Origin of the sequence: Funiculus sociatus GB2-C1 (assembly GCF_039962115.1) — a bacterium.
GTDB classification, from domain to species: Bacteria; Cyanobacteriota; Cyanobacteriia; order Cyanobacteriales; family FACHB-T130; genus Funiculus; species Funiculus sociatus.
This window is the reverse complement of sequence record NZ_JAMPKJ010000024.1, coordinates 1-21,068: the sequence shown is the minus strand read 5'-3', so window position 1 is coordinate 21,068 and position 21,068 is coordinate 1. Positions and strand designations below refer to the sequence as shown.

Annotated in this window: 24 protein-coding genes and 1 pseudogene; 14 read left to right on the top strand and 11 right to left on the bottom strand. The window is 43.9% G+C overall.

Annotation, left to right across the window (positions count from 1 at the left end):
• The first annotated feature begins 76 nt into the window (after nucleotides 1-76).
• The 3 genes from ccmN to NDI42_RS13305 all read left to right on the top strand — a co-directional run bounded on the left by ccmN (nucleotide 77) and on the right by NDI42_RS13305 (nucleotide 2,832).
• On the top strand, nucleotides 77-754 hold the full coding sequence (ccmN, locus tag NDI42_RS13315; protein ID WP_190455483.1) for a beta-carboxysome scaffolding protein CcmN: 678 nt from the start codon (nucleotides 77-79) through the stop codon (nucleotides 752-754).
• Nucleotides 755-858: 104 nt separating this feature from the next.
• Nucleotides 859-1,632 carry a beta-carboxysome assembly protein CcmO gene (gene ccmO, locus NDI42_RS13310; RefSeq protein WP_348231412.1) on the top strand — a complete coding sequence of 258 codons (774 nt, stop codon included), beginning with the start codon at nucleotides 859-861 and terminating at the stop codon, nucleotides 1,630-1,632.
• A 288-nt stretch (nucleotides 1,633-1,920) separates the two neighbouring features.
• The gene (locus NDI42_RS13305; protein ID WP_190455480.1) at nucleotides 1,921-2,832 is read left to right on the top strand and encodes a LysR family transcriptional regulator; all 912 of its coding nucleotides are present in this window, start codon (nucleotides 1,921-1,923) and stop codon (nucleotides 2,830-2,832) included.
• A gap of 58 nt (nucleotides 2,833-2,890) precedes the next feature.
• Here NDI42_RS13305 and NDI42_RS13300 read toward each other — a convergent pair whose 3' ends face one another.
• Nucleotides 2,891-4,423 (bottom strand): mercuric reductase, encoded by a 1,533-nt coding sequence (locus NDI42_RS13300; RefSeq protein ID WP_190455478.1) that lies wholly within the window; start codon nucleotides 4,421-4,423, stop codon nucleotides 2,891-2,893.
• The gene (locus tag NDI42_RS13295) at nucleotides 4,423-5,169 is read right to left on the bottom strand and encodes a TVP38/TMEM64 family protein (RefSeq protein ID WP_199311164.1); all 747 of its coding nucleotides are present in this window, start codon (nucleotides 5,167-5,169) and stop codon (nucleotides 4,423-4,425) included. The genes NDI42_RS13300 and NDI42_RS13295 overlap by 1 nt, the downstream gene beginning before the upstream one ends.
• Nucleotides 5,170-5,598: 429 nt before the next feature.
• On the opposite strand from NDI42_RS13295, the gene NDI42_RS13290 reads away from it, so the two are divergent.
• Nucleotides 5,599-5,820: a hypothetical protein gene (locus tag NDI42_RS13290; RefSeq protein WP_190455473.1), complete on the top strand. Its 222-nt coding sequence runs from the start codon at nucleotides 5,599-5,601 to the stop codon at nucleotides 5,818-5,820.
• Here the strand turns inward: NDI42_RS13290 and NDI42_RS13285 are convergent.
• Nucleotides 5,810-5,986: pseudogene (locus NDI42_RS13285) on the bottom strand (DUF559 domain-containing protein); the annotation flags it as partial. The gene NDI42_RS13290 and the pseudogene NDI42_RS13285 sit on opposite strands and share 11 nt — an antisense overlap.
• 165 nt (nucleotides 5,987-6,151) lie before the next feature.
• On the opposite strand from NDI42_RS13285, the gene NDI42_RS13280 reads away from it, so the two are divergent.
• The 6 genes from NDI42_RS13280 (at nucleotide 6,152) to NDI42_RS13255 (ending at nucleotide 10,878) form a co-directional block, all read left to right on the top strand.
• Nucleotides 6,152-6,355 carry a type II toxin-antitoxin system HicB family antitoxin gene (locus NDI42_RS13280; RefSeq protein ID WP_190455467.1) on the top strand — a complete coding sequence of 68 codons (204 nt, stop codon included), beginning with the start codon at nucleotides 6,152-6,154 and terminating at the stop codon, nucleotides 6,353-6,355.
• A gap of 331 nt (nucleotides 6,356-6,686) precedes the next feature.
• Nucleotides 6,687-8,036, top strand: coding sequence for an AAA family ATPase (locus NDI42_RS13275; protein WP_190455464.1), 1,350 nt, complete (start codon nucleotides 6,687-6,689; stop codon nucleotides 8,034-8,036).
• Nucleotides 8,033-8,875, top strand: coding sequence for an HNH endonuclease family protein (locus NDI42_RS13270; RefSeq protein ID WP_199311163.1), 843 nt, complete (start codon nucleotides 8,033-8,035; stop codon nucleotides 8,873-8,875). The genes NDI42_RS13275 and NDI42_RS13270 overlap by 4 nt, the downstream gene beginning before the upstream one ends.
• 165 nt (nucleotides 8,876-9,040) lie before the next feature.
• On the top strand, nucleotides 9,041-9,430 hold the full coding sequence (locus tag NDI42_RS13265) for a hypothetical protein (protein ID WP_190455462.1): 390 nt from the start codon (nucleotides 9,041-9,043) through the stop codon (nucleotides 9,428-9,430).
• A 204-nt stretch (nucleotides 9,431-9,634) separates the two neighbouring features.
• Entirely contained in the window at nucleotides 9,635-9,994 is a 360-nt protein-coding gene (locus tag NDI42_RS13260; RefSeq protein ID WP_199311162.1) for an HNH endonuclease, read from the top strand.
• A gap of 59 nt (nucleotides 9,995-10,053) precedes the next feature.
• The gene (locus NDI42_RS13255) at nucleotides 10,054-10,878 is read left to right on the top strand and encodes a Uma2 family endonuclease (protein WP_190455570.1); all 825 of its coding nucleotides are present in this window, start codon (nucleotides 10,054-10,056) and stop codon (nucleotides 10,876-10,878) included.
• Nucleotides 10,879-11,024: 146 nt separating this feature from the next.
• Here the strand turns inward: NDI42_RS13255 and NDI42_RS13250 are convergent, their stop codons facing one another.
• A complete protein-coding gene (locus NDI42_RS13250) occupies nucleotides 11,025-11,849 on the bottom strand; it encodes an SDR family NAD(P)-dependent oxidoreductase (protein ID WP_190455460.1) in 825 nt (274 codons plus the stop codon).
• Between the two features lie 524 nt (nucleotides 11,850-12,373).
• Complete coding sequence (hpxZ, locus tag NDI42_RS13245) at nucleotides 12,374-12,757, bottom strand: oxalurate catabolism protein HpxZ (RefSeq protein ID WP_190455458.1); 384 nt, start codon at nucleotides 12,755-12,757, stop codon at nucleotides 12,374-12,376.
• 139 nt (nucleotides 12,758-12,896) lie between these two features.
• Between hpxZ and NDI42_RS13240 the strand changes: the two genes are divergently transcribed.
• A complete protein-coding gene (locus NDI42_RS13240; RefSeq protein WP_190455456.1) occupies nucleotides 12,897-13,034 on the top strand; it encodes a hypothetical protein in 138 nt (45 codons plus the stop codon).
• 60 nt (nucleotides 13,035-13,094) lie between these two features.
• On the opposite strand, the gene NDI42_RS13235 is transcribed toward NDI42_RS13240, so the two are convergent.
• The 4 genes from NDI42_RS13235 to NDI42_RS13220 form a co-directional block, all read right to left on the bottom strand.
• Nucleotides 13,095-14,519 (bottom strand): amidohydrolase, encoded by a 1,425-nt coding sequence (locus tag NDI42_RS13235; RefSeq protein WP_190455453.1) that lies wholly within the window; start codon nucleotides 14,517-14,519, stop codon nucleotides 13,095-13,097.
• A 205-nt stretch (nucleotides 14,520-14,724) separates the two neighbouring features.
• Nucleotides 14,725-15,384 (bottom strand): DUF1877 family protein, encoded by a 660-nt coding sequence (locus NDI42_RS13230; protein WP_190455450.1) that lies wholly within the window; start codon nucleotides 15,382-15,384, stop codon nucleotides 14,725-14,727.
• 163 nt (nucleotides 15,385-15,547) lie between these two features.
• Nucleotides 15,548-16,147: a DUF1877 family protein gene (locus tag NDI42_RS13225; RefSeq protein WP_190455448.1), complete on the bottom strand. Its 600-nt coding sequence runs from the start codon at nucleotides 16,145-16,147 to the stop codon at nucleotides 15,548-15,550.
• A 99-nt stretch (nucleotides 16,148-16,246) separates the two neighbouring features.
• Nucleotides 16,247-16,534 carry a type II toxin-antitoxin system VapC family toxin gene (locus tag NDI42_RS13220; protein WP_313931105.1) on the bottom strand — a complete coding sequence of 96 codons (288 nt, stop codon included), beginning with the start codon at nucleotides 16,532-16,534 and terminating at the stop codon, nucleotides 16,247-16,249.
• Between the two features lie 221 nt (nucleotides 16,535-16,755).
• Here NDI42_RS13220 and NDI42_RS13215 point away from each other — a divergent pair, with 221 nt between their 5' ends.
• From NDI42_RS13215 to NDI42_RS13205, 3 genes are read left to right on the top strand one after another with little or no spacing between them, the layout of a single operon-like run.
• On the top strand, nucleotides 16,756-17,529 hold the full coding sequence (locus tag NDI42_RS13215; RefSeq protein WP_190455445.1) for a cysteine hydrolase family protein: 774 nt from the start codon (nucleotides 16,756-16,758) through the stop codon (nucleotides 17,527-17,529).
• A gap of 60 nt (nucleotides 17,530-17,589) precedes the next feature.
• Nucleotides 17,590-18,045: a cupin domain-containing protein gene (locus tag NDI42_RS13210; RefSeq protein WP_190455442.1), complete on the top strand. Its 456-nt coding sequence runs from the start codon at nucleotides 17,590-17,592 to the stop codon at nucleotides 18,043-18,045.
• Nucleotides 18,039-19,679, top strand: coding sequence for a CocE/NonD family hydrolase (locus NDI42_RS13205; protein WP_190455440.1), 1,641 nt, complete (start codon nucleotides 18,039-18,041; stop codon nucleotides 19,677-19,679). The genes NDI42_RS13210 and NDI42_RS13205 overlap by 7 nt, the downstream gene beginning before the upstream one ends.
• A gap of 76 nt (nucleotides 19,680-19,755) precedes the next feature.
• Here NDI42_RS13205 and NDI42_RS13200 read toward each other — a convergent pair whose 3' ends face one another.
• Complete coding sequence (locus tag NDI42_RS13200) at nucleotides 19,756-20,580, bottom strand: sulfite exporter TauE/SafE family protein (protein ID WP_190455437.1); 825 nt, start codon at nucleotides 20,578-20,580, stop codon at nucleotides 19,756-19,758.
• Nucleotides 20,581-20,675: 95 nt separating this feature from the next.
• A complete protein-coding gene (locus tag NDI42_RS13195) occupies nucleotides 20,676-20,900 on the bottom strand; it encodes a hypothetical protein (RefSeq protein ID WP_190455434.1) in 225 nt (74 codons plus the stop codon).
• Nucleotides 20,901-21,068: the final 168 nt, after the last annotated feature.

Below are 21,068 nucleotides of genomic sequence, written 5' to 3'. Positions count from 1 at the left end.
CACAGAAGTTGGAAGTTAGCAACTCATAGCTCTTAACTCTTAACGCCTAACTTATAACTATTTAGCTCCTAGTTCCATGCACTTGCCCCTACTACCGCCGTTTAGCAATTCTCAGGTTTATGTGCAAGGGGATGTGAGTATTGATGAAAGTGCCGCGATCGCACCAGGGGTAATTATTCAAGCAGATCCAGACTGTAAAATTATTATCGCTGCTGGTGTCTGCATCGGCATGGGAACCATTATTCATGCCCATAAAGGCAACCTAGAAGTCGAGGCAGGAGTTATTCTGGGCGCTGGTGTTCTGCTAGTCGGTACCGGTAAGATTGGGGCGAATGCCTGCATTGGTGCCGCGACGACGGTTTTCAACGCATCTGTGGAATCTTGTCAAGTAGTGCCGCCGGGATCTCTGCTAGGAGCCAAGGGGCGGCAAATTGCTGACACCCCACAAGCAACAACAAGCGAAGATGCGGCAAACCAGCTAGAAAGCGAGGGCTTCCCCCCAGAATCCCTAAACGGACAAGGGATAGCCACCAGTGACCCGACTACAAGCGGCAAAGACACCCCAAAGGAGTCAGCGATCGCTACCACTCCCCCGACTCCAAGCGGCGAAGATACCCAAGAGGAGCCAGCGCCTAAGCCTCCCCCTGTTGGCGTTCCCGTCTATGGACAAGCAAACCTGAACCGACTGCTGTTGACTTTGTTTCCTCATCATAAATCCGCCAACCCTCCTCCCGAAGACAATCACAGTGAATGATAGTTTCGACTTTTGGGAAGTATTAGTATTAACAACCATCAACTAATCTCTTAGTGTGGGCATACTTAAGTTAGGCGGCCAGTATTTTCTCACGGAGGTTATAGGTGGAGGTACAAAAACCAGGGCTTGTTCGTTTTGAACGGACAACTCAACCAAAAAACTTCAAAGACACTGCTCTCGGCATGGTTTCGACTCGCAGTTTCCCCGCTATCGTTGGCACAGCTGATATGATGCTGAAGTCAGCCGGGGTGACACTCATCGGGTTTGAAAAAATTGGCAGTGGTTACTGTACCGCTATTGTCCGAGGCAGGATCTCAGATGTCCGTTTAGCTGTAGAAGCCGGCGCACAGACTGCCGAACAGTTTGGTCAATTAGTCTCCTCTTCGGTAATGGCGCGTCCCATGCCCAATTTGGAAGTAATATTTCCTATTGGCAGGCGCTTGTCCGAACTAAGCGACAGCGACAGTTACAGTCGCCTGAGCAATCAAGCGGTTGGTTTGTTGGAAACGCGGGGATTTCCGGCGATGGTGGGAGCCTGCGATGCTATGCTCAAGGCAGCTGAGGTCTATCTATCCTCTTACGAAACTATTGGCGATGGTCTGTGTACCGCGATTATCCGAGGAAGGGTGGCAGATGTGGCTGTAGCTGTTGAGGCTGGGATGAGAGAAGCTGAGAGGATTGGGGAATTCAACTCGCTGATGGTGATTCCAAGACTTTTGGATGATCTGGAGCAAATCCTGCCAGTGGCGACTTGCTGGGTTGAGGAGAAACCTGAACCTCTGATGGTGCCTGTTAACGTTAAGGAAACGGAAAAACAGTTGGTAGAGTTAGAATTACCAGATTTAGCTAAGTTACCACCCCTCCGTGTGGAAGAATGATGTATATAGGCTCGCGCATCTACAGCTAACAGCTTCTTTTCAAATGGAAAGCGTTGCACATTCACACCTTAGATGCTTTGGGAGGGAATCAGCCTGCAAAACACAGGATGAATATAGAAGATAATGACTTCCCCGACCAATCATCAAGTAAATATGCAACGCCTGTAGGAAGGAAGACTGTCACTTTGTTTCATTAATTTGATAATAACCTTGATCTCCTATAGATCAAAAACATTGTTTTCAATGGTTATGATAGATTATTATCTATAACTGCCAGGAGAAGGGCGGTTGAAGCAGGCAACGCTGCATCAGTTAAAGGTTTTTGAGGTGGTGGCTCGGCACGGGAGCTTTACTCGTGCGGCAGAGGAATTATTTCTCACCCAGCCCACCGTCTCTATGCAGGTAAAGCAGCTAACTAAAACAGTTGGCTTGCCACTGTTCGAGCAAGTGGGTAAGCGACTCTATCTTACCGATGCCGGACGGGAACTTTTAGTAACGTGTCGGGAAGTTTTCGATAGATTAGCCCAGTTTGAGATGATTGTTGCTCAAATGAAAGGGCTGAAGCAGGGACGATTGCGGCTGGCAGTGATTACCACTACCAAATACTTTGTGCCGCGTTTACTAGGACCATTTTGCCAGATGTATCCGGGAATTGATATTGCGCTCCAAGTGACAAATCACGAACGGATACTCAGCCGCATGAGCGAGAATCTGGACGATTTGTATATCTTGAGCCAAATACCGGAGCATCTTGATATCACCTATCATCAGTTTCTGGCAAACCCCCTAGTGGTCTTGGCACCTGTCGATCATCCGCTAGCTAAGGAAAAAAATATCCCGATATCTCGCCTTTCTGGTGAGCCGTTTATTATGCGGGAACATGGATCGGGAACGCGCTCATCGGTGCAAACATTATTCGATGAGCATGGTGTTTCTGTAAAAGTCAGGCTGGAGTTGGGGAGTAACGAAGCGATTAAGCAAGCGATCGCCGGCGGCTTAGGCATATCTGTCTTATCTCGCCATACTCTAGGGCTAGATGGTGCCACCAATCAAATTACCATCCTTGATGTGCAAGGCTTTCCTATCAGTCGCCATTGGTATGTAGCATATCCTGCTGGCAAACAGCTCTCGGTTGTCGCTCACACCTTTTTCGAATACCTTTTGGAGAAAGCACCGCAAGTTGCCGTGGATATGTCCTGACATCCTCCCGGCGCTATTTCTAGTTACCAGACCCAGTCTGGTAACTAGAAAACAGTTTCTATCGCATCCAAGCCAGCCACCAGCCCAACAGTTTCTTAATAAAGGGTGTTAAACGAGTACGACTATATTCATCTGCCGCCTTGCGAATCACCTCGGCTTGAGTAGGATACGGGTGAATGACACTACCAAGAGTTTTTAACCCAAGATTTCCCACAATTGCCAGAGTAACTTCGCTAATCATATCGCCTGCATTTCGCGCCACAATCGTTGCACCTAAAATTTTATCAGTGCCTTTCTTTACAAAAACTTTCGCAAATCCTGCTGTTTCGCCATCGGCAACTGCCCGATCCACCTCATTTAATGGAACGAAAAAAGTATCCACCTCAATTCCTTTTTTTTGAGCGTCTTTCTCGTACATCCCAACATGGGCAACTTCCGGATCGGTGTATGTCACCCAAGGCATTGTCAGCGAACTGAGTTTTTTGCGTCCAAAAAACAAACTATTTTGAATTACAATTCTGGCAGCAGCATCAGCAGCATGGGTAAATTTCCAATCCATACAAACATCACCAGCCGCATAAATTCGAGGGTTAGAGGTTTGTAGATTGTCATTTACAATCACTCCTTTTCTGAGGTCATACTGCACACCAACAGCCTCAAGATTTAATTTCTTTACGTTAGGCGATCGCCCAACTCCAATCAGAATTTCGTCTACCGTTATAGAATCTTCTTTTCCATCCGATTCGTAATAAATAACTTTCCCTACACTTGTTCGCTCAACCCGTTTCACCTTGGAGTTTAATATCAGCTGAACGCCTTCCCGAATAAAAGCCTGCTGGACAATTTCTGCTGCATCAGCATCTTCCTTATCCAGAATGTGGTCATTTTTATGTATTAATACCACTTGTGAGCCTAAACGTTGAAAAGTTTGAGCAAATTCGCACCCCAAGGGGCCAGCACCAATTATTGCCATTCGTTGCGGCTTTTCGGTTAGAGAAAATACCGTTTCATTAGTGAGATAACCAGCATCCTGTAACCCTTCAATGTCAGGAGCAGTAGCCTTAGCACCAGTAGCTATTACTGCCTTTTTGAAGCGCAAAATTTTTCCTCCAACTTCCACAGTATCAGCACTGTTAAAACGCGCTTCTCCCAAAAATACATCCACATTAAATTCTTCTTTAAATCTTTGAGCAGAATCGTGAGGGCTAATCTCCGCACGAACTCGCCGCATTCGCTCCATTACTGCTGAAAAATCAATTTCTGTGCCATCAGGAACGCGAATACCAAATTTATCTGCATTCTGAATATCTCCGACAATACGAGAGGAGCGAATCATACATTTAGAAGGTACGCAGCCTACATTTAGGCAATCTCCACCCATCAAATCTTTTTCAATTAAGGCTACTTTACCACCTAAAAGTCCTGCACCTCCGGCAACAACCAGTCCCGCAGTACCTGCTCCAATGACAACCAAATTGTAACGAGACGCAGGTTCTGGGTTCACCCAATCTGGCGGATGTACATTAGCAACCAAAGCCTGATTATATTCATCCATTGGCTGCACAATTGCTTTTTCAACTGTTTGTGACATTACAATTCCTCTCGATTAACGCTTTCTTCTAATGCTTTACGAGCGATGCGTGTGACATAAATAGTCACGGCAACTGTGGCAATAAAACCAACAACACGAATAACCCATTTTACTGCCTCTGTTTCCGGATTAGTGGGCTGATTTGCTGCTCCAATCGTGGCGAGGCTACTCGTTAAAGAACCAATATAAACGTACATGATAGTCCCAGGAATCATCCCAATGGAGGCTAAAAAATAATCTTTTAAGGAAACTTGGGTTACTCCAAAAGAATAATTTAAAATGTTGAAGGGGAAAATCGGCGAAAGTCTAGTCAAAAGAACAACTTTAAATCCTTCTCTCTTCACCGCTTGGTCAACGGCTTTGAACTTGGCATTATTTTCTATTTGCTGGGAAACCCATCCACGAGCTAAATAACGCCCAACTAGAAAAGCGGCTGTTGCTCCTAAAGTCGCTCCTATGAAAACATAAATTGAACCCCAAATAACGCCAAAGACAAAACCAGATCCTAGGGTGAGAACGGAGCCTGGAATAAAAAGCACGGTAGCTAAAATATAAATAAGAATAAAATTCACGGGTGCCAAAAATCCTAGGCTGTCAATCCACGCCAATAGGTTTTTCAAAGTTTCTTGAATATCAAAATATTTAGTTGCAAAAATAAAAGCCGAGATTAGGGAAGCAAGTAATAAAAATCCTACAATGAGTTTGCTATTTGAACCTAATTTGCTTGGACTAGATTCTTTGTTCATAAACAACTTCATAAAACAAACCACAGAGGCACAGAGAACGCAGAGAAAAAAGAAGTTATAGCAGTTCTATTCTATTGGTGAAAAAAAACGAACTCCTCCAACCGCGACCGGGCGCTTAAGAGAGAAGAGAGATAACTTTACAATTCCTGCAAGGATTGCTATAGAAGAGAATTATTCACAAAGGCTTGTAATATATTATTAATATAATAAGATTTTGAGTTAAAAAAATATTTCTTGAGAGAGAGGCAAAAAATCGCGGTTGTTAAAAAAAGCTATGATATCTTGTGCGCGATCGCGCAAGCTGACTTGTAAAGATGCTACTGCCTTAGCGGATGGCGAGTAATCTCCTGCCCCTTTTAAAGTGGGTAGTTAACGATATGTAAAAAAAGTAAAATTTAAGTAAATGCAGTAACGAGGAGGCTAAAGGATATGGATGAGGAAATCATCAGACAACTAAATATGGAAGTTGAAGCGATGGGCTTTAACGAGTTAACAGAACTTGGCAATAGAGCAGTAAGTTTAGGATTGATTATTGGTCACGGTTATCGTAATAACCAGTATGAAATTCTTAGGAAAAATGAAGTGGTTATGCTACCTGCAAAAGAAGCAGCAGCTTACCTGAAAAACTTGATTGAATCAGTCAATGGGTAAATATAGCCGTAGCGCAGGCGTGGGGAGCATCCCGATTTTGCAAAAAGCCAACGTCATTACAGTAAAAATCAACAATCAAACCATCAATAGAATGTTGACGGCGAAACTTCAACCTCATGAGTTGCTTATTTCTCAATCTCCGACAAAGTTTCTCTCTAGATTGGTTGGCAGTCTCGCGTCAAAGTTAGTGCTGATTTTTTCCTAGCTGGAAGAGGAGTTCCCGCGATCGCTATCAGACGCAGATGCAACTTGGGCTGATAAATTGTTGCGATCGCAAGGATTACGATAAGGATTTCGATGCACTCATGTTAGATATATCTAGAGGTAGAAAATGATTCAGAAATATCTCCAGAAGGCTATGGAATTGGCACACTATGAACTGCTGGAGGATGATGAAGGCTTTTATGGAGAAATTCCTGGTGCTACTGGGGTATGGGCAACAGGTAAAACTTTAGAAGCCTGCCGCACGGAGTTATTAGAAGTGCTGGAGGAGTGGGTAATTATCGGTATTGCTAGGGGTCACGACCTGCCATAATTTGATGGCGTATCCATAAAAGTTGAATCTGTCGCCTAATAAGCGATGGCACAACCTGCCTTTTCGCTCTAATGAGCTAGTGCGATCGCTATCAGACGCAGATGGGGCTTGGGCTGATGAATTGTTGCGATCGCAAGGATTACGATGATTAGGGACATAGTGTTGATATTATAGAAGCGATCACCCTAAATTCCATTTATAGCCCTCATCTCGCACCAACAAGTCCTAGAGATTATCGATTTCTTTGTCGATAGAAGCAATCAGTTAAAAAGTGATAAGGCTATGCTCCCAAGAAAATTTTTTCTAATAAAGCACCTGAAGGACAAAGATAATGTGGGTTGAAAGCATTACTCTTACCAATATCAAGTGCTTTCGAGAACAGAAGATAGAATTTACTCGTAATGCTACTACTCGTCGGGATAGGGCAAAGCCCTATTCTTGGATTACCTTATTAGGAGAAAATGGAGTAGGAAAAAGCACATTACTTCAGGCACTAGCACTACTTTTAGCAGGACCAGAAGCTGCCAAAGAACTCCTCCCACGCCCTACTGGGTGGGTTTGTGACCCCTCAAACCCAGGCAAGCTATCCGCTGTTCTGCATCAGGAAGAAATTGATGCTGGAATTTTTGGAGAAAATAAAATTCGGAAATCTTTCTCTTATTCCTATGCTGTTACTGCTGATACACCTGTTAAGGTTGGCAAAGAAACCTATACTGAACCTGTGCTAATTGAGGACAGTTCAAAGATCCTCACCTGGCTGCGGACAAATGCCTTTGCCTCAGATACTCAAGGATGGTTTGCTGTCGGTTATGGAGCCTTCCGCCGACTCACGCGAGTGAATCAAGTCTTGATACCCAGCCTAGAGCCAGCAAAGCGCTCCAGCAACTTTATTACGCAGTTTGATGAAGACAGCGCCTTAAGCTCATTTGAGCGGTGGATGGTTTATCTAGATTACCGGATTGCTAAAGATGGGAATGATATTAAGGCGCGACAAATGCGGACGGTGGGGGAAAGAGCTATTACTCAGCTTCTTCCTGGAAACGCGAAGGTTGCTGGGGTGACTGCTGATGGTGTTATCCAGTTCACAGTGAATGGTCAAAAAGTCCCAACCATTAGTTTGTCTGATGGCTTTCGCAGCGTCATAGCCCTAGCTGGAGATTTGATCTGGCGATTACTTCAGGCTTTTCCCGATATTGATGATCCAACGCAGACATCCGGCGTTGTGTTGATCGATGAACTGGATATCCACCTGCACCCATCCTGGCAAAGACAGATTGCTGGTTGGTTGCGGGATGTCTTTCCCAATCTCCAGTTTTTCGTTGCCACCCACAGTCCTCTAGTTGCAGCCGGAGGAGGAGAAGATGCTCTCACTCTCCGCTTAGACATGGAGGATGGTGAAGTTCAGGTGACACAAATTGATAATATTTCAGCCTACGATGTTGACTATATACTTAGAAGTCCTGCTTTTGGTCTTCAGTCAACGCATTCCCCTGAGACACAGCAGAAAATCAAGAGATATTACGAACTCAGAAAGAAGATAGATGATCTGATTGGGGAAGAACGGAAGGAGTACGAGCAACTCAGGCTGTTTATGAAGGAAGCACAGCCGATTGGTGGTCCTCCCGATCCCGGTAGTTTAGAAGCTCGAACCAAGGCTTTTTTGGAGGCAAATCTGCCTTGATTCCCGTATCAAGACCTCAAGAGCCTCCTGGTGTACTGAAACGCAATGCTGCTAGGTGGTTATCCGAGCTACAGGCAGCTATAGCTAATTTACAAGCAGTCAAAGCTAATCCGACTTCAACAAAACAAGAAGTTGCTAAAGCTGAAAAGAATGTTGAGAAGACCACCATTAAGTATAGGCAAAAAGAAATAAAAGATGCTCTTGAGAGGATCTTTCATGGGAAATGTGCCTACTGTGAAAGCCAGGTCACAACTACAGGATATGGGGACATCGAACACTTTTGTCCAAAAGGAAATCCTAGATGCGTCACACTGACCTTTGACTGGAGCAATCTCCTACTCTCATGCGAAAAATGCAACGATGCTGGACACAAGGGGACGCAATTTCCACTCGACTCAAATGGCAATCCTTTGCTGATTGACCCAACTGATAATGCTACAGACATAAATAAGCATCTGCATTTCTCCTGGGACTCGGTGGATGGTGCCAGAGTACAAGGTCGTGATGCACGGGGAAAGGAAGTTGAGCGGATCTTTGACCTTAATAGCGATCGCGGCAGCAGGAAGGAGTTAATCAAGCACCGCACCGAGCGCGTTAAATATATGTTCTCTTTACTAAAAATTGCTCAAGAGACTGGTAATTTGGAAGCAATCGCACTTCTGAAAGAACACTGCCAGTCCCGTGCTGAGTATAGTGCCTTTGCTGTTGTGCATATTCTCCCTTACCTTGCTCACCATTGTCACGATCCAGAGGCGGTCGCTCTTTTAAAAGAAGTTGCTCAACGTAGTCCTGAATATAGTATCTTCGCCCGTGTTAACAATCTCCCCTCTATCCCCTGAGTTGTTATCGCATATCTCTAAGCTCTCACCATCTGGAATTTCTATATCTAGGCGAACTAAGCGCGATCGCATCCCCACATGGCAACCGCGATCGCATTCCCCAGACTGCAAGCGCGATCCCTCTCCTCTGCCACAATAAAGAAAACTTTTACACACAATATTCTTATGAGTACCCAAGTCACTCTTACCCTGCCAGATGAGGTTTACCGTAGAGCTGAGCGACTAGCACAACTGAGTAGCCGAGATGTTGCTGATGTTCTAGTAGATACAATTGAGCTTTCACTATCACCACTTGGTCTACAGTCGGAAGCAATTAAACCAGTATCAGCCTTATCTGACGAGGAAGTGATGGCTTTAGCACAGCTTCAGATGGAACCGGAGCAAGACCAAAGTCTGAGTAGGCTGTTGGATAGACAACAAGCTGGGACACTTACAGAAACACAACGTTCCGAGTTACTAGCGCTGATGCAGGTTTACGAAGAAGGCTTGTTACAGAAAGCTCAAGCCATGAGTGAAGCAGTACGGCGCGGCTTGATGGAACCATTAGAGGCATAAGTTCTAGCCGGAAAATTAAGCAAAAAGCAGATTAGTAGCGATCGCTTGCTTTCATCTTTGAATTCGCCAAGTTTGCGATATTGGATTTGATATCTAGCGGGTATCTCGAAAATATAGGGATTCCTATTTTTGAAACACCTTAATGGCAATTTCAGATGAAGTCCGAGATCGAGTACGCGCACAAGCTGGCGATCGCTGTGGTTATTGCCGCAGTTTGCAGAAATATGTTCTTGGAATTTTAGAAATTACCACCTGATTCCCACAGCTAAAGGTGGTACTGACGATGAAGATAATTTGTGGTTAGCTTGTCGGCTGTGCAATAGTTACAAAGGTACGCAAACGCATGGACGCGACCCAGTGACAGGGCGGCGAATTCGGCTGTTCAACCCTCGACATCAGAAATGGTCGCGGCATTTCACTTGGAGTGAGGACAGCGCGCAGATTATTGGTAAAACTATCTGTGGTCGAGCGACAGTTATAGCTCTCCAACTTAATAATATTATTGCTGTTATGGTTAGACGCGAGTGGGTAGCGGTTGGCTGGCATCCCCCAAAGATTGAATGATGAATGCGATCGCATCCACCCGGCTACCATATACTCATAGCACTAACGCCCAAGATGCCATGTCCCTCGCTCAAGAAAGAAATATCTCAGAAGATACGTGGGAAGATATTGTCGTTCCACCTACTGATTTATGGAGTGACGAACCGCCTTTGGAAAGTGATTGGCATCGACAGCAGATGGATGCGCTCATCAATTCCTTAGAATGGTGGTGGCGTAACCGTAACGATTTTTATGTTAGTGGAAATCTGACAATTTACTACTCTCAAGACCAAATCAAATCGCGGGATTTTCGCGGCCCAGATTTCTTTGTAGTGCTGGGAACAGAACGCCATCCCCGCAGAAGTTGGGTAGTTTGGGGAGAAGGCGGGAAGTATCCCAATGTAATTGTGGAAATTATCTCTGAGAGTACAGCTAACGTAGACAAGGGGATAAAAAAACAAATCTATCAAGATATCCTTCGCACGCCAGATTATTTTTGGTTTGATCCCAAAACTCTCGAACTTGCCGGGTTTCATCTAAAAGACGGTCAGTATCAACCGATAGAACCTAATTCCTCTGGGTGGCTGTGGAGTCAGCAGTTAGAGTTGTATCTGGGTATCCATGAGCGAAAGTTACGCTTTTTTACCTCTGAGGGGGAGTTGCTACCAATACCCAAAGAAGTAGCTACAGAAGAACGCCGACAACGCGAGTTAGCACAAGCCAACGCTGACGAGGAACGCCGACAACGCGAGTTAGCACAAGCGAACGCCGATGAGGAACGCCGACAACGCGAGTTAGCCCAAGCAAACGCTGACGAGGAACGCCGACAACGCGAGTTAGCCCAAGCTAAAGCTCAAGCATTGGCGGCGAAACTCCGGGAATTGGGTATCGATCCGGATGCTTAGATGCGATCGCGCCCCATCTGACCCCTGATCTTATGGTTGGCGGTAGGGGCATAGCAATGCCCCTACAAAATGTCACAATTTTCGATATTTTTTAAGGGTTGTATAAAACAACCCTGCTCTCCACGAAGAAAGGAGAGAGGATTGCTCTAACGCCCGATTGCTCCAGCCTCTCTAAGTCTGCGGTAACGCTTTTGTTTATACTTCGACAGCGGAGCAGCTATCAGTAAAACCTTCTCCAGCAGCCAAGGTGCAAGGCGGTTGCACCACACAGCCAAATGACTTTGCCATCCTACCAAGATTTCCGGCGATTCCTTGTGCAGTCCGGCGACGAGCGCCTGAGCGACTTTCTCGGTAGTCGTGGGAACTACCCAGCGAAACCACTGTAATTCTCGCACCATGTCAGTATCGGTTAAAGAGGGCAGCAAAGCTATTACCCGGATATTGTATGCAGCGAGTTCGCCGCGCAAGGCTTGGGTAAATCCGACAATTGCAAACTTGGTGGCAGAATAAGTTGCCATCGTCGGGGCTGCCACTTTGCCCATTAAGCTTGAAACGTTAACGATTGTCCCTTCCCGTTGTGCTGCCATGCGTCGAGCAACTAGACGTGTGATGGTGTACATTCCCATTAAATTAATGGCGATTTCTTCCTGCACATTTGGCAGTCGGGAACGTAAGAAGGGTGTTTGGTGTGCAACGCCTGCACAGTTGACGAGTAGATGAATTTGCCCGTAGTCTCGCCAAGCTTTAGCGATCGCAATATTCACTTCTATCACTTGAGCCAAATCCAAAGGTAGGATCGCCACTTCCACGCCCATAGCTTCGATTTCGGCGGCGACTTGGGCTAACCGCTGTTCATCGCGTGCTACCAACAACAGGCGTTTTGCTCCTTGTTTGGCTAAAACGAGTGCGATCGCTCGTCCAATCCCCCGCGAAGCTCCAGTAATCAGAGCTGTCTTTCCTTGAATATCCATGATTAAACCTCCATATTTGAGGACTCACTGCGCTGGCTTTTTCAGTGGTTATGTGCAAAATCCAACAGAAAAGTTCCTAATTTCACGCACTGAGATGACAATTGATTTGTGTTTGGGGTATTACTTGGACTAAACCTTGCCGTGCAAGACATTTTCCGGAAATTTTAGGGAACACAAACCTAAAAATGTCTAAAAATTGATAACCCAAAACTTTGAGAAGTTGCTAACAGAATGACGCTGGACTAAAAGCAGTCAAACAAGCAAAAAAGATATTTCTCAGCCGTTTTGCCGGAAAGTCCGAGAAATATTTTTCAGACATTTCTGGAATCAGTTAGTCGGCAAACAGCCAAGATGAATGTAGAGCATAAATGGCACGTCTCCTCAATACGAGCGCTAACCTGAAGCATTGCTTATGCACACCTTAGCAATTGGTTTCAAGAAGCTGCAACATTTTTTAATAAATTCTGCTTAATATTTCTTTACAAAGCGGCAAAGTTCTAGCTGCTTAACGCACCCAGCGCCCTCTAATCGGGAGTAGCCAACAATGAAACATGAGCGCTAACGATACGCCAACCGTCCGGGGTTCGCATCCAAGTTTGGCTTTGTCGTCCGGTGGGGTTTGAGCCAAGGCGCTGAAATTCTGTGTTGGCGGTGGCGAAATCTCGTCCGTAGGTAGTGATCGTGGTATGAATTAGCGATCGCTCTAAATTCACAGGCGATCGCTGGCTGCGAAAAGTAGCGATCGCATCATAGCCATACAAATTTTCAGTCACCCCAAAGCGCAAAGTGTGTGGACTCCTCCAAAATAATTCGTCGAGTACGGCGACATCATTGCTAATCAAAGCTTTTTCGTAACGCTCAAAAGCTGCTGTAACTTCAGCTACCACATCCGGTATGTTGATATCCATTTAATTCCAATTTTCTCTCTTTTGAGAGAGGTATTTTGTCATTCAAGTCTGGAAACTTTCACGGCTGTAAAACCAACTTAATATAAGTTAATATATAGGTAAGGTCTGTAATCCAATTAATTAATCCAAGTATCTAACAATGGCTACCTCAGAACGCAAAAAGCGGATTTTAGATCATGTCAGCAAAACTGTAAAACTCAATCAGGCGAATTACAGTACCAATTCAGATCAGCGCAAGCAGCAGATTATGGATCATATCAAGAGAACCCGGAATTAACAGAATTAGCCACTAACAATTTTATTGTTAGTGGGGCAGGCTAAAAGCCTGCCGCAAATCCTACGAATAACCTTTCTTTACTCCTGCTGGTAATCCCATTACACTGCGATAGTGGGCTTCAATTTCACCTAAAGTTTTAGACTGACGATTTGTAGCCCATTGGCTGCGCTCAAACAATTCTTTTCTCAAATCTTCTACATTAATCGTCGTCACTTTGCCATCGGCAACGATTCTTTTACCATTTACCCAAACACTGTCCACTGCTTGAGTTGGACGGCCTAAAATTAGCAAGCCAATCGGATCTGTGCGGGGTAGCAGCGACAAACTGGTAAGGTCATAAAGTACCAAATCAGCCTTTTTATCCACAGCCAACGAACCCATTTCATCGGCTAAATTTAATCCTTTGGCACCGCCGAAAGCAGCTATTTCTACGGATTGACGGGGTGTAATCCAGTGGTGGTAGTCTAAATCAGTGATGTTGTGCAAAATTGAGCCTATTTTGATAGCTTCTAGTAAATCTTGCGAGTCGTTACTAGCAGCGCCATCACAACCAAAAGATACATTGACTCCCGCTTGAAGATATTTCAAAATTGGAGCAATGCCGCTACCTAAACGCAGGTTGCTGAGAGGATTGTGTACTACAGTAGATTGATTTTCTGCCATAATTTCAATATCAGCATCGCTCAAATGAACACAATGAGCTAAGGAAGTGCGCGGACTTAAATAACCGATACGCTTTAGGTGTTCAACTGCACTACAGCCGTATTTTTCCTGGGCGAGGAGTTTTTGGGCTTGGGTTTCTAAGAGGTGGGCATGACGACAGAGATTGTAGCGATCACTTAATTCAATACAACCTTGAAACAAGGCATCCGAACACAGTTGAATCCCCGTTGGTGCAACTAAAATATAAACACCTTCCTCAGGATTATGAAACTTGTCTACAGCTTCCTGCATTAGTGCTAGAGTTGCCTCTGTGGAACGGATGTAGGCTTCATGTTCCGTTTCCTTACCACCCGTGGGAATGCCACGAGTCAGGGTTTCATCTTGAATTAATGGGCCAATAAAAGCACGGATACCAATTTCTTTATAGGCGCGAACAGCAGCGGCAATGGTTTCAATTTCTTTGCCAGGAATTAAAACTAAGTGATCGACTACGCTAGTTCCCCCAGAAAGTAGAGTTTCTACCGCTGTTCCTAAAGCACTCAGGTAAACTTGATCGGGTTCGAGGGGTGTAAAGTCGTAAAGTTCCGCAATCCACAATTCTAAGGGTACAGGGGGAATCAATCCCCGCTGCCACATTTCTGAAGAGTGGGTGTGGGCGTTGACGAAACCAGGAAGGAGAAGTTTATTTTTACCATCGACAGCTGTACCGACAACTTCTAGATTAGCTTCGATGGCAGCGATCGCGTTATCCTGAATCTGCACATCGACGTTTGCATAACCGTCATCAACCGGGATTAAAGCCTGTTGGATTGTAAAAGTCACAGTTTTTACCTTTTAGTTAGGGTTTATTAAATTCTACGTTTATTGATTTTAAAAATTACGATTAATCATAAAATAAAATTATTTTCTCATTTTATAGCGCTTTCATGCTTTTTCACCCAGAAAATAATTAAAGACGCGATCGCTACCAGCGGCAATTCAATTGGCAGCATAACAGGTTGAATCTGATTAACTTGCATAAAATTATCTAACTTAAGTAGAGAAACATAGCATTTCCCTTTTCAGCAGCATCTTGGTAATATCTCACAAGCGGATTGTACGTATACTGGAATAAATAATCAAAAAAATCTTCTTCCCAGCCTCTAAGTTTAAACCTTTCCCCGATCATTGCAGAGGAAAACTTTGATAAAGCCTCTGCTACTTGCTTAACTTCATCATTTGTCAAGTATCGTAAGAATCCATAATCAAAGTTATATTCTATTTCTGTGCCACCCCAAATTGTATTAATTGAAGGTAAATTATCTTTTTTGTTCTCACTTATTAAAAAAGGCAGAGGAATAGAGTCATCCTCTCCTGTGAGTACAAAATGTAACTCACGCCACCTTTTACCTATATTTAAAGGTAATGCTTTCCCTTCTGCAATAATTAAAGGAATTTCTATTTCCATTCTTTCATACTCTTCTGGCTTTTCCTCCTCTAATTTTTGCAACGTCTCTCCAACCCAATTTGTGAAATCCTCATAATCCGCAACCTCACTAGGATTATTTAGATCAATCGGATACTCTCGCCAGCGATCTGAATCGGGTAGCAATTCTGCATAAAAGAACACCTCTGCAAAGTCTGGGTGTTCTTTTAGCTTCTTCAACAGATATGGAGACACTTGCTTGAAGTTTGCCTCTATGCCCATACTTGGCTATCCCCAAGAAACGCAATATAGTAAGTTTGTATTATATTAACTGATTGTGATCGCCATCACTGACGATAAAATTGGTAATATAACGGGTTGAATCCCATTAATTTTCGTCATTGCGGGTTATTGTTTAATTTTCACCTACTACCTATTAACATCATCAACCAATAGATATTAACATGGCATTCCCTTTGTCGGCAGCATCTTTGTAGTAATCTATCAATTCGTTAAACAGCTCAGTATATTCAATCCAATTTTCATATTCTCTTTCCCAAAAATTTACTTTGGCTTTTCGACATATTTTTCTTAGTCTTTCCCTATCATCCTCTTGTGCAACTCTCGATAATTCTTCTACTACGTCCTTGACTTCATCAGCAGTAAAGTACCTTATATACCTTTCATATTTCAGGTAATTTACACTTGTGACAGCATTAACTCGAAGTAAATCATTTTCATCCTTGCTATAACTATTTGGGAAAATTAAATCTTCTTCTCCACAAGTAGCTGTAAGATAAAATTGGATTGGTTGCCAATTTTCCCCAAGATATAACCGCCTATTTTTACCCTCAGCTAAAAGGCGAGGAGCATCGGCTTTAAATTCGTCAAAGTCCTGTTGGTAAAAAACGGACTTAAATTCTTGCCAATCATTGGGATCAGATATGGTTATTGCCTCAAAAAACACATCATAAGCATAAGGATTTTCTTTTAGCTTCTCCAATACTTTAGAAGACACTTGAGAAAGAGCTATCGCTGTTGACATAACTTTCAACTAAGATATTAATGAATTGACATTAGTACACCACGGCAACGCAACTTAAAATTACTCATAAGTTGATTGAAGCATGGTTGATTTTAATATCTACACTGAGGGCAACGGCGGAATTGTAAAATCATTAAATGAGCGAACATCGTAAGATGCAGCAGCTACAGCCCTCACCAACTTCTCATCGAGAGTCAATAGCGTAGCACCAACTTGTTGAGAAAGGGCAACATAACTGGCATCATAAGCAGAAATTCCATAAGCCAAGGCAATATTAACAGCCTCCTCCATCAAATCAGCAGTCGAGATAACCCGCAATGGTACTTTGAAAGTAGCTAAACTTGTTTGAGCCTCAGCAGCATCGTAACGCCAGAGTTTTCCCTCAATCGTACATAAAGCGATCGCTATCCTTCAACACCCGCCGAGATGCCACAGCCATCAAATCATCAAATTTTTCCACTGTGGCTGGTAGCAGCATCTAAAATATCAACAAATTAACCTTCGTACTTCACCGGAATGCGATCACTAATTACCATAATCTCTTCTAACTCAGTTCAAATCTAGAGCCTTGAGTCCTTACCATTGAAGTTCCCTTCTCAAGAATCCCTATGAATTCACCCTTACGAACCTTGGGCGTACCACCGAATGCTTGGGCTGTTGATGCTCAAATTGCCGATATCACGCGCCCTCCTTTAAAACCGCAACCTGTCACTTTGGCGACAGAAACTAAAACACTGCGTTTGGATTTGGCAAAAGCGGCGATTTTGGTAATTGATATGCAGAATGACTTCTGTCATCCGAAAGGCTGGCTGGCGCACATTGGCGTAGACGTGACACCTGCACGGAATCCCATAAATCCCTTAAACAATTTACTGCCAAAATTGCGAGATACAAACGTGCCTGTAATTTGGCTAAATTGGGGAAATCGCCCCGATTTGTTGAATATTAGTGCAGGAGTGCATCATGTTTATAACGCAACAGGAGATGGTGTTGGTTTAGGCGATCGCTTGCCCGAAGCTGATGCTAAAGTGCTGATGGCGGGTAGTTGGGCGGCGGCGGTGGTGGATGAATTGGAACAAAAGCCGGAAGATATTCGCGTCGATAAGTACAGGATGAGCGGTTTTTGGGATACTCCCCTCGATAGTATTTTACGGAACCTGGGAAAAACTACTATCTTCTTTGCGGGGGTGAATGCCGATCAATGCGTGATGGCTACCTTACAAGATGCCAACTTTCTTGGCTATGACTGCATTTTAGTTACAGATTGCACTGCTACTACCTCTCCAGAATATTGCTGGCAAGCTACACTTTATAACGTTAAACAGTGTTTTGGGTTCGTGACAGATTCTCAAGCTATCTTAGAAGCAATTACAACTGGTTAATGGCTAATAGTCATAAAAACCACAATTAGCCATCCTTCAATTAGCAAAGGTGAAACCTTTATGGATGCTGCCCGTTGCGTGATTCCTGTCCTCAAGTCTCCCAAAGATTACCAAGTCTATCGTATTAGTCCCCAGGATAGTAATCGTTTAGCGATTGTGTTTGAGCCGAAAACGGCGCATATGTCCTTAACTTTTTGTGTAGAAATTTTCGATGTTGGCGGGAAAACTCCCCCAAATCGGCACCAATTCGCTGTAGAAATGTTTTTCATTCTTAAAGGGGAAGGGCAAGCTACTTGTGATGGGAAAACTGTACCAATTGGCGCTGGAGATAGTATTTTAGTTCCTCCAACTGGCATCCATAAAATTGAAAATACGGGTTCTACTCGCTTGTATGCGCTGTGTATTATGGTGCCAAATGAAGACTTTGCAGAATTAATTCGTAGCGGTATGCCAGTGGAATTGGATGAAGAGGATTTAGCAGTATTGGGTAGAGTAGATTCTCTAGTTCCATGCTAAATGTTTTTCCCAAAGAAACTGCCTCAATGCTTACCAGAGATGGGGTGCGCTTGGATGCGGACATTTATCGACCGGATGCGGAGGGTGAGTTTCCCGTCTTGCTGATGCGACAGCCGTATGGGAAAGCGATCGCATCCACCGTTGTCTATGCCCATCCTACCTGGTACGCCGCCCAAGGCTACATTGTGGTAATTCAAGATGTTCGGGGACGCGGCACATCAGAGGGCGAATTTAAACTATTTTCCCACGAGATTGAAGATGGTTTTGACACAGTTAATTGGGCTGCGAATTTACCAGGTAGTAATGGAAATGTTGGAATGTATGGGTTTTCCTATCAGGGAATGACCCAGCTTTACGCCGCCGCCGCACATCCCCCGGCATTAAAAGTGGTTTGTCCCGCCATGATTGGCTACGATTTATATACAGATTGGGCGTATGAAAACAGAGCATTTTGTTTCCAAGCCAATCTCGGCTGGGCGATTCAACTAGCAACAGAAACCGCTAGATTGCTAGGAGATGAAAAAGCGTATCAAGCTCTTTTTACAGCTTCTCGTAACTTACCAGTTTATGACCAAATTCCTGCCCGTCCGGAAATTCTGAAAAACCTAGCGCCTGACTCTTTCTATCACGAATGGTTAGACCATCCTCAACCCGGTGAATATTGGGAAAACCTTTCACCAAAACAGCATTTGCAAGATGTTGATTTGCCGATGCTGCACGTTGGCGGATGGTTTGATACTTTCCTGCGCGGAACTTTGCATTTATACAAAGAAATGGCATCTCGTAGCGCCTTTCCTCAGCATTTAGTAATTGGCCCTTGGGCGCATCTACCTTGGGGTCGAAAAGTAGGGAATGTAGATTATGGTGCAGAGGCTAATAGTTCAATTGATAAATTGCAAATTCGATGGTTTGACCAGTTTCTCAAAGGTATTGATACAGGATTATTGAATGAACCGCCTGTTAATTTATTTGAAATGGGTAGTAACAAATGGCGATTTTTTGAAACTTTCCCTAGCGATAATCATAAATCCTATTTTCTGCAAAGTTCTGGTTTAGCTAGTATGCGGGATGATGCAGGTAAGTTGATAAGACAGGCGAAACAATTTATCCAAAATTCTTCTGATGTACTGGTTCACGATCCTTGGCGACCTGTTCCCGCTTTAGGAGGTCATGCTACAATTCCTGCTGGTTCCTTTGACCGTTCTAGCCTTGATTGTCGCACGGATATTTTAACCTATACTTCTGCACCGATAGAGTCAGATTTACATCTTGCTGGAGATGTAGTTGTAGAAGTTTATGCTATAGCAGATACACCCTGTTTTGACTTATGTGCAGTGTTGTCGGAAGTGCGAACAGATGGCACTGTCTACAATTTTACTCAAGGATATGTGCGGGTTGAACCGAATCAAGAAACGGCACCTTTAAAAGTTATTTTGCAAGCAACTTGTGCGCGATTGGACAAAGGTAATTGTCTACGGCTTAGTTTAAGTGCAGCTTGTTTTCCCGCTTATCCTGTTAATCCCGGTACTGGTTCTTCCCCTAGTGAAACCGCTTTAATTGCAGCTCAAATTATTACTTTAACTGTGCGAAGTGGGAAAGATTTTCCTTCTCAAATTTTACTGCCTTTAGTGTAATTCTCATTGCCTAGTCTGAAACTCTGCCTCACATATTCCCTGAAAGCGTTACCAGCCTCAGCCTGGTAACGCGGAATTAGCTGTTATAACTTTGCCATGCTTGCCAGAAAACATAAATTGATAAAATTCCCAGCAGTGTACGAAAGGCTAAACTAACAACTTCATCGGGTAACTTTGGCAAAAAACGGGTGCTAATTTGCGCTCCTAAAAAACCACCGGCTCCTAACAAGAAACCCTCTGTAAATAAGACATTACCTCGCAAGGCGTGTCCCACACAAGCGGATATGGCAGTAATGACAATGACACCTAAACTTGTTTGAATGGCAACTTTGATGGTTTCTCCTAATAGTAATATTTGTAGAGGCACCATGATTACACCCCCACCAACCCCAAACAATCCTGCTAGTATTCCAGCGGTGCTTCCTGTGAAAATTCTAGCAATATTGGGATTGAAAAAAATGTTTGAGTGTTGAGTCTTAAGTTGCTGCGCTTCTGCGTCTATTCCCTGCTCTTCTTCCAACTTCTTTTTTGCTGTCAGTTGTTTTCGTAGTTCAACTAAATATATATTTAAAAGTAGCAATAATCCAAAAGATGCTAAGAGCAAATAAGGGCGAAAACGAGTTGCTAAATATGCCCCAATTTGGGCTGTCACTATAGCGGGAAATCCGATGGCAATTACTCGATTAAAGCTGAATAGCCCCATGCGCCAATTCTGGACACTGCCAGAAATTGCGGTGATTAAAATTGCTAGGCTGCTGGTAGCAACGGCTTCAACTGGCTTGTAACCTAATGCTACTAATAATGGTACAAGAACCGTGCCACCGCCAATTCCTAAAAATCCCGCGAGTATTCCGGAAAATATTCCAGCCGCAGCAAATATTAATAACGTGGTTGATGTCATAGCGCGTGAAGCGATTTATGACACTTAGCATACAGTAAGTAGGGTAGGCATTGCCCACCCTAAAAAACTAATTTAATCGCCTCACCTGATGTCGGCTACATTTTGCCTTTTTGCATCACTTCCTGAAGATGCTGGCGGATTTCCTGCGCGTGCTTCATATCTTCTTGTTGCAACTTCTGGAAGAGTTCTGCACAAGGCTGAGATCCCATTTGTTGCGCGTCTTGTATATAAGTCTCATATGCTTTCAGCGCTTCAGCTTTGTTTTGTAATACTGTGAGCAAATCGTACTCAAGGTTGCTAATGGCGCAGGGTAAGCGCATCTAAAAGCGTAGCCAAACATACAGACGGTTTGGCTGAGTAATGGGTTAAGAGGTAGTGAACATTCGCCTTGAGTGGCAGGGGTGACAAGAACGATTAAATTAGAAGATGCTCTAGCTTATCCCCTAGCCCCCAGCAGAGATCATGGCAAAAGGATTTGTGCCCGCGGT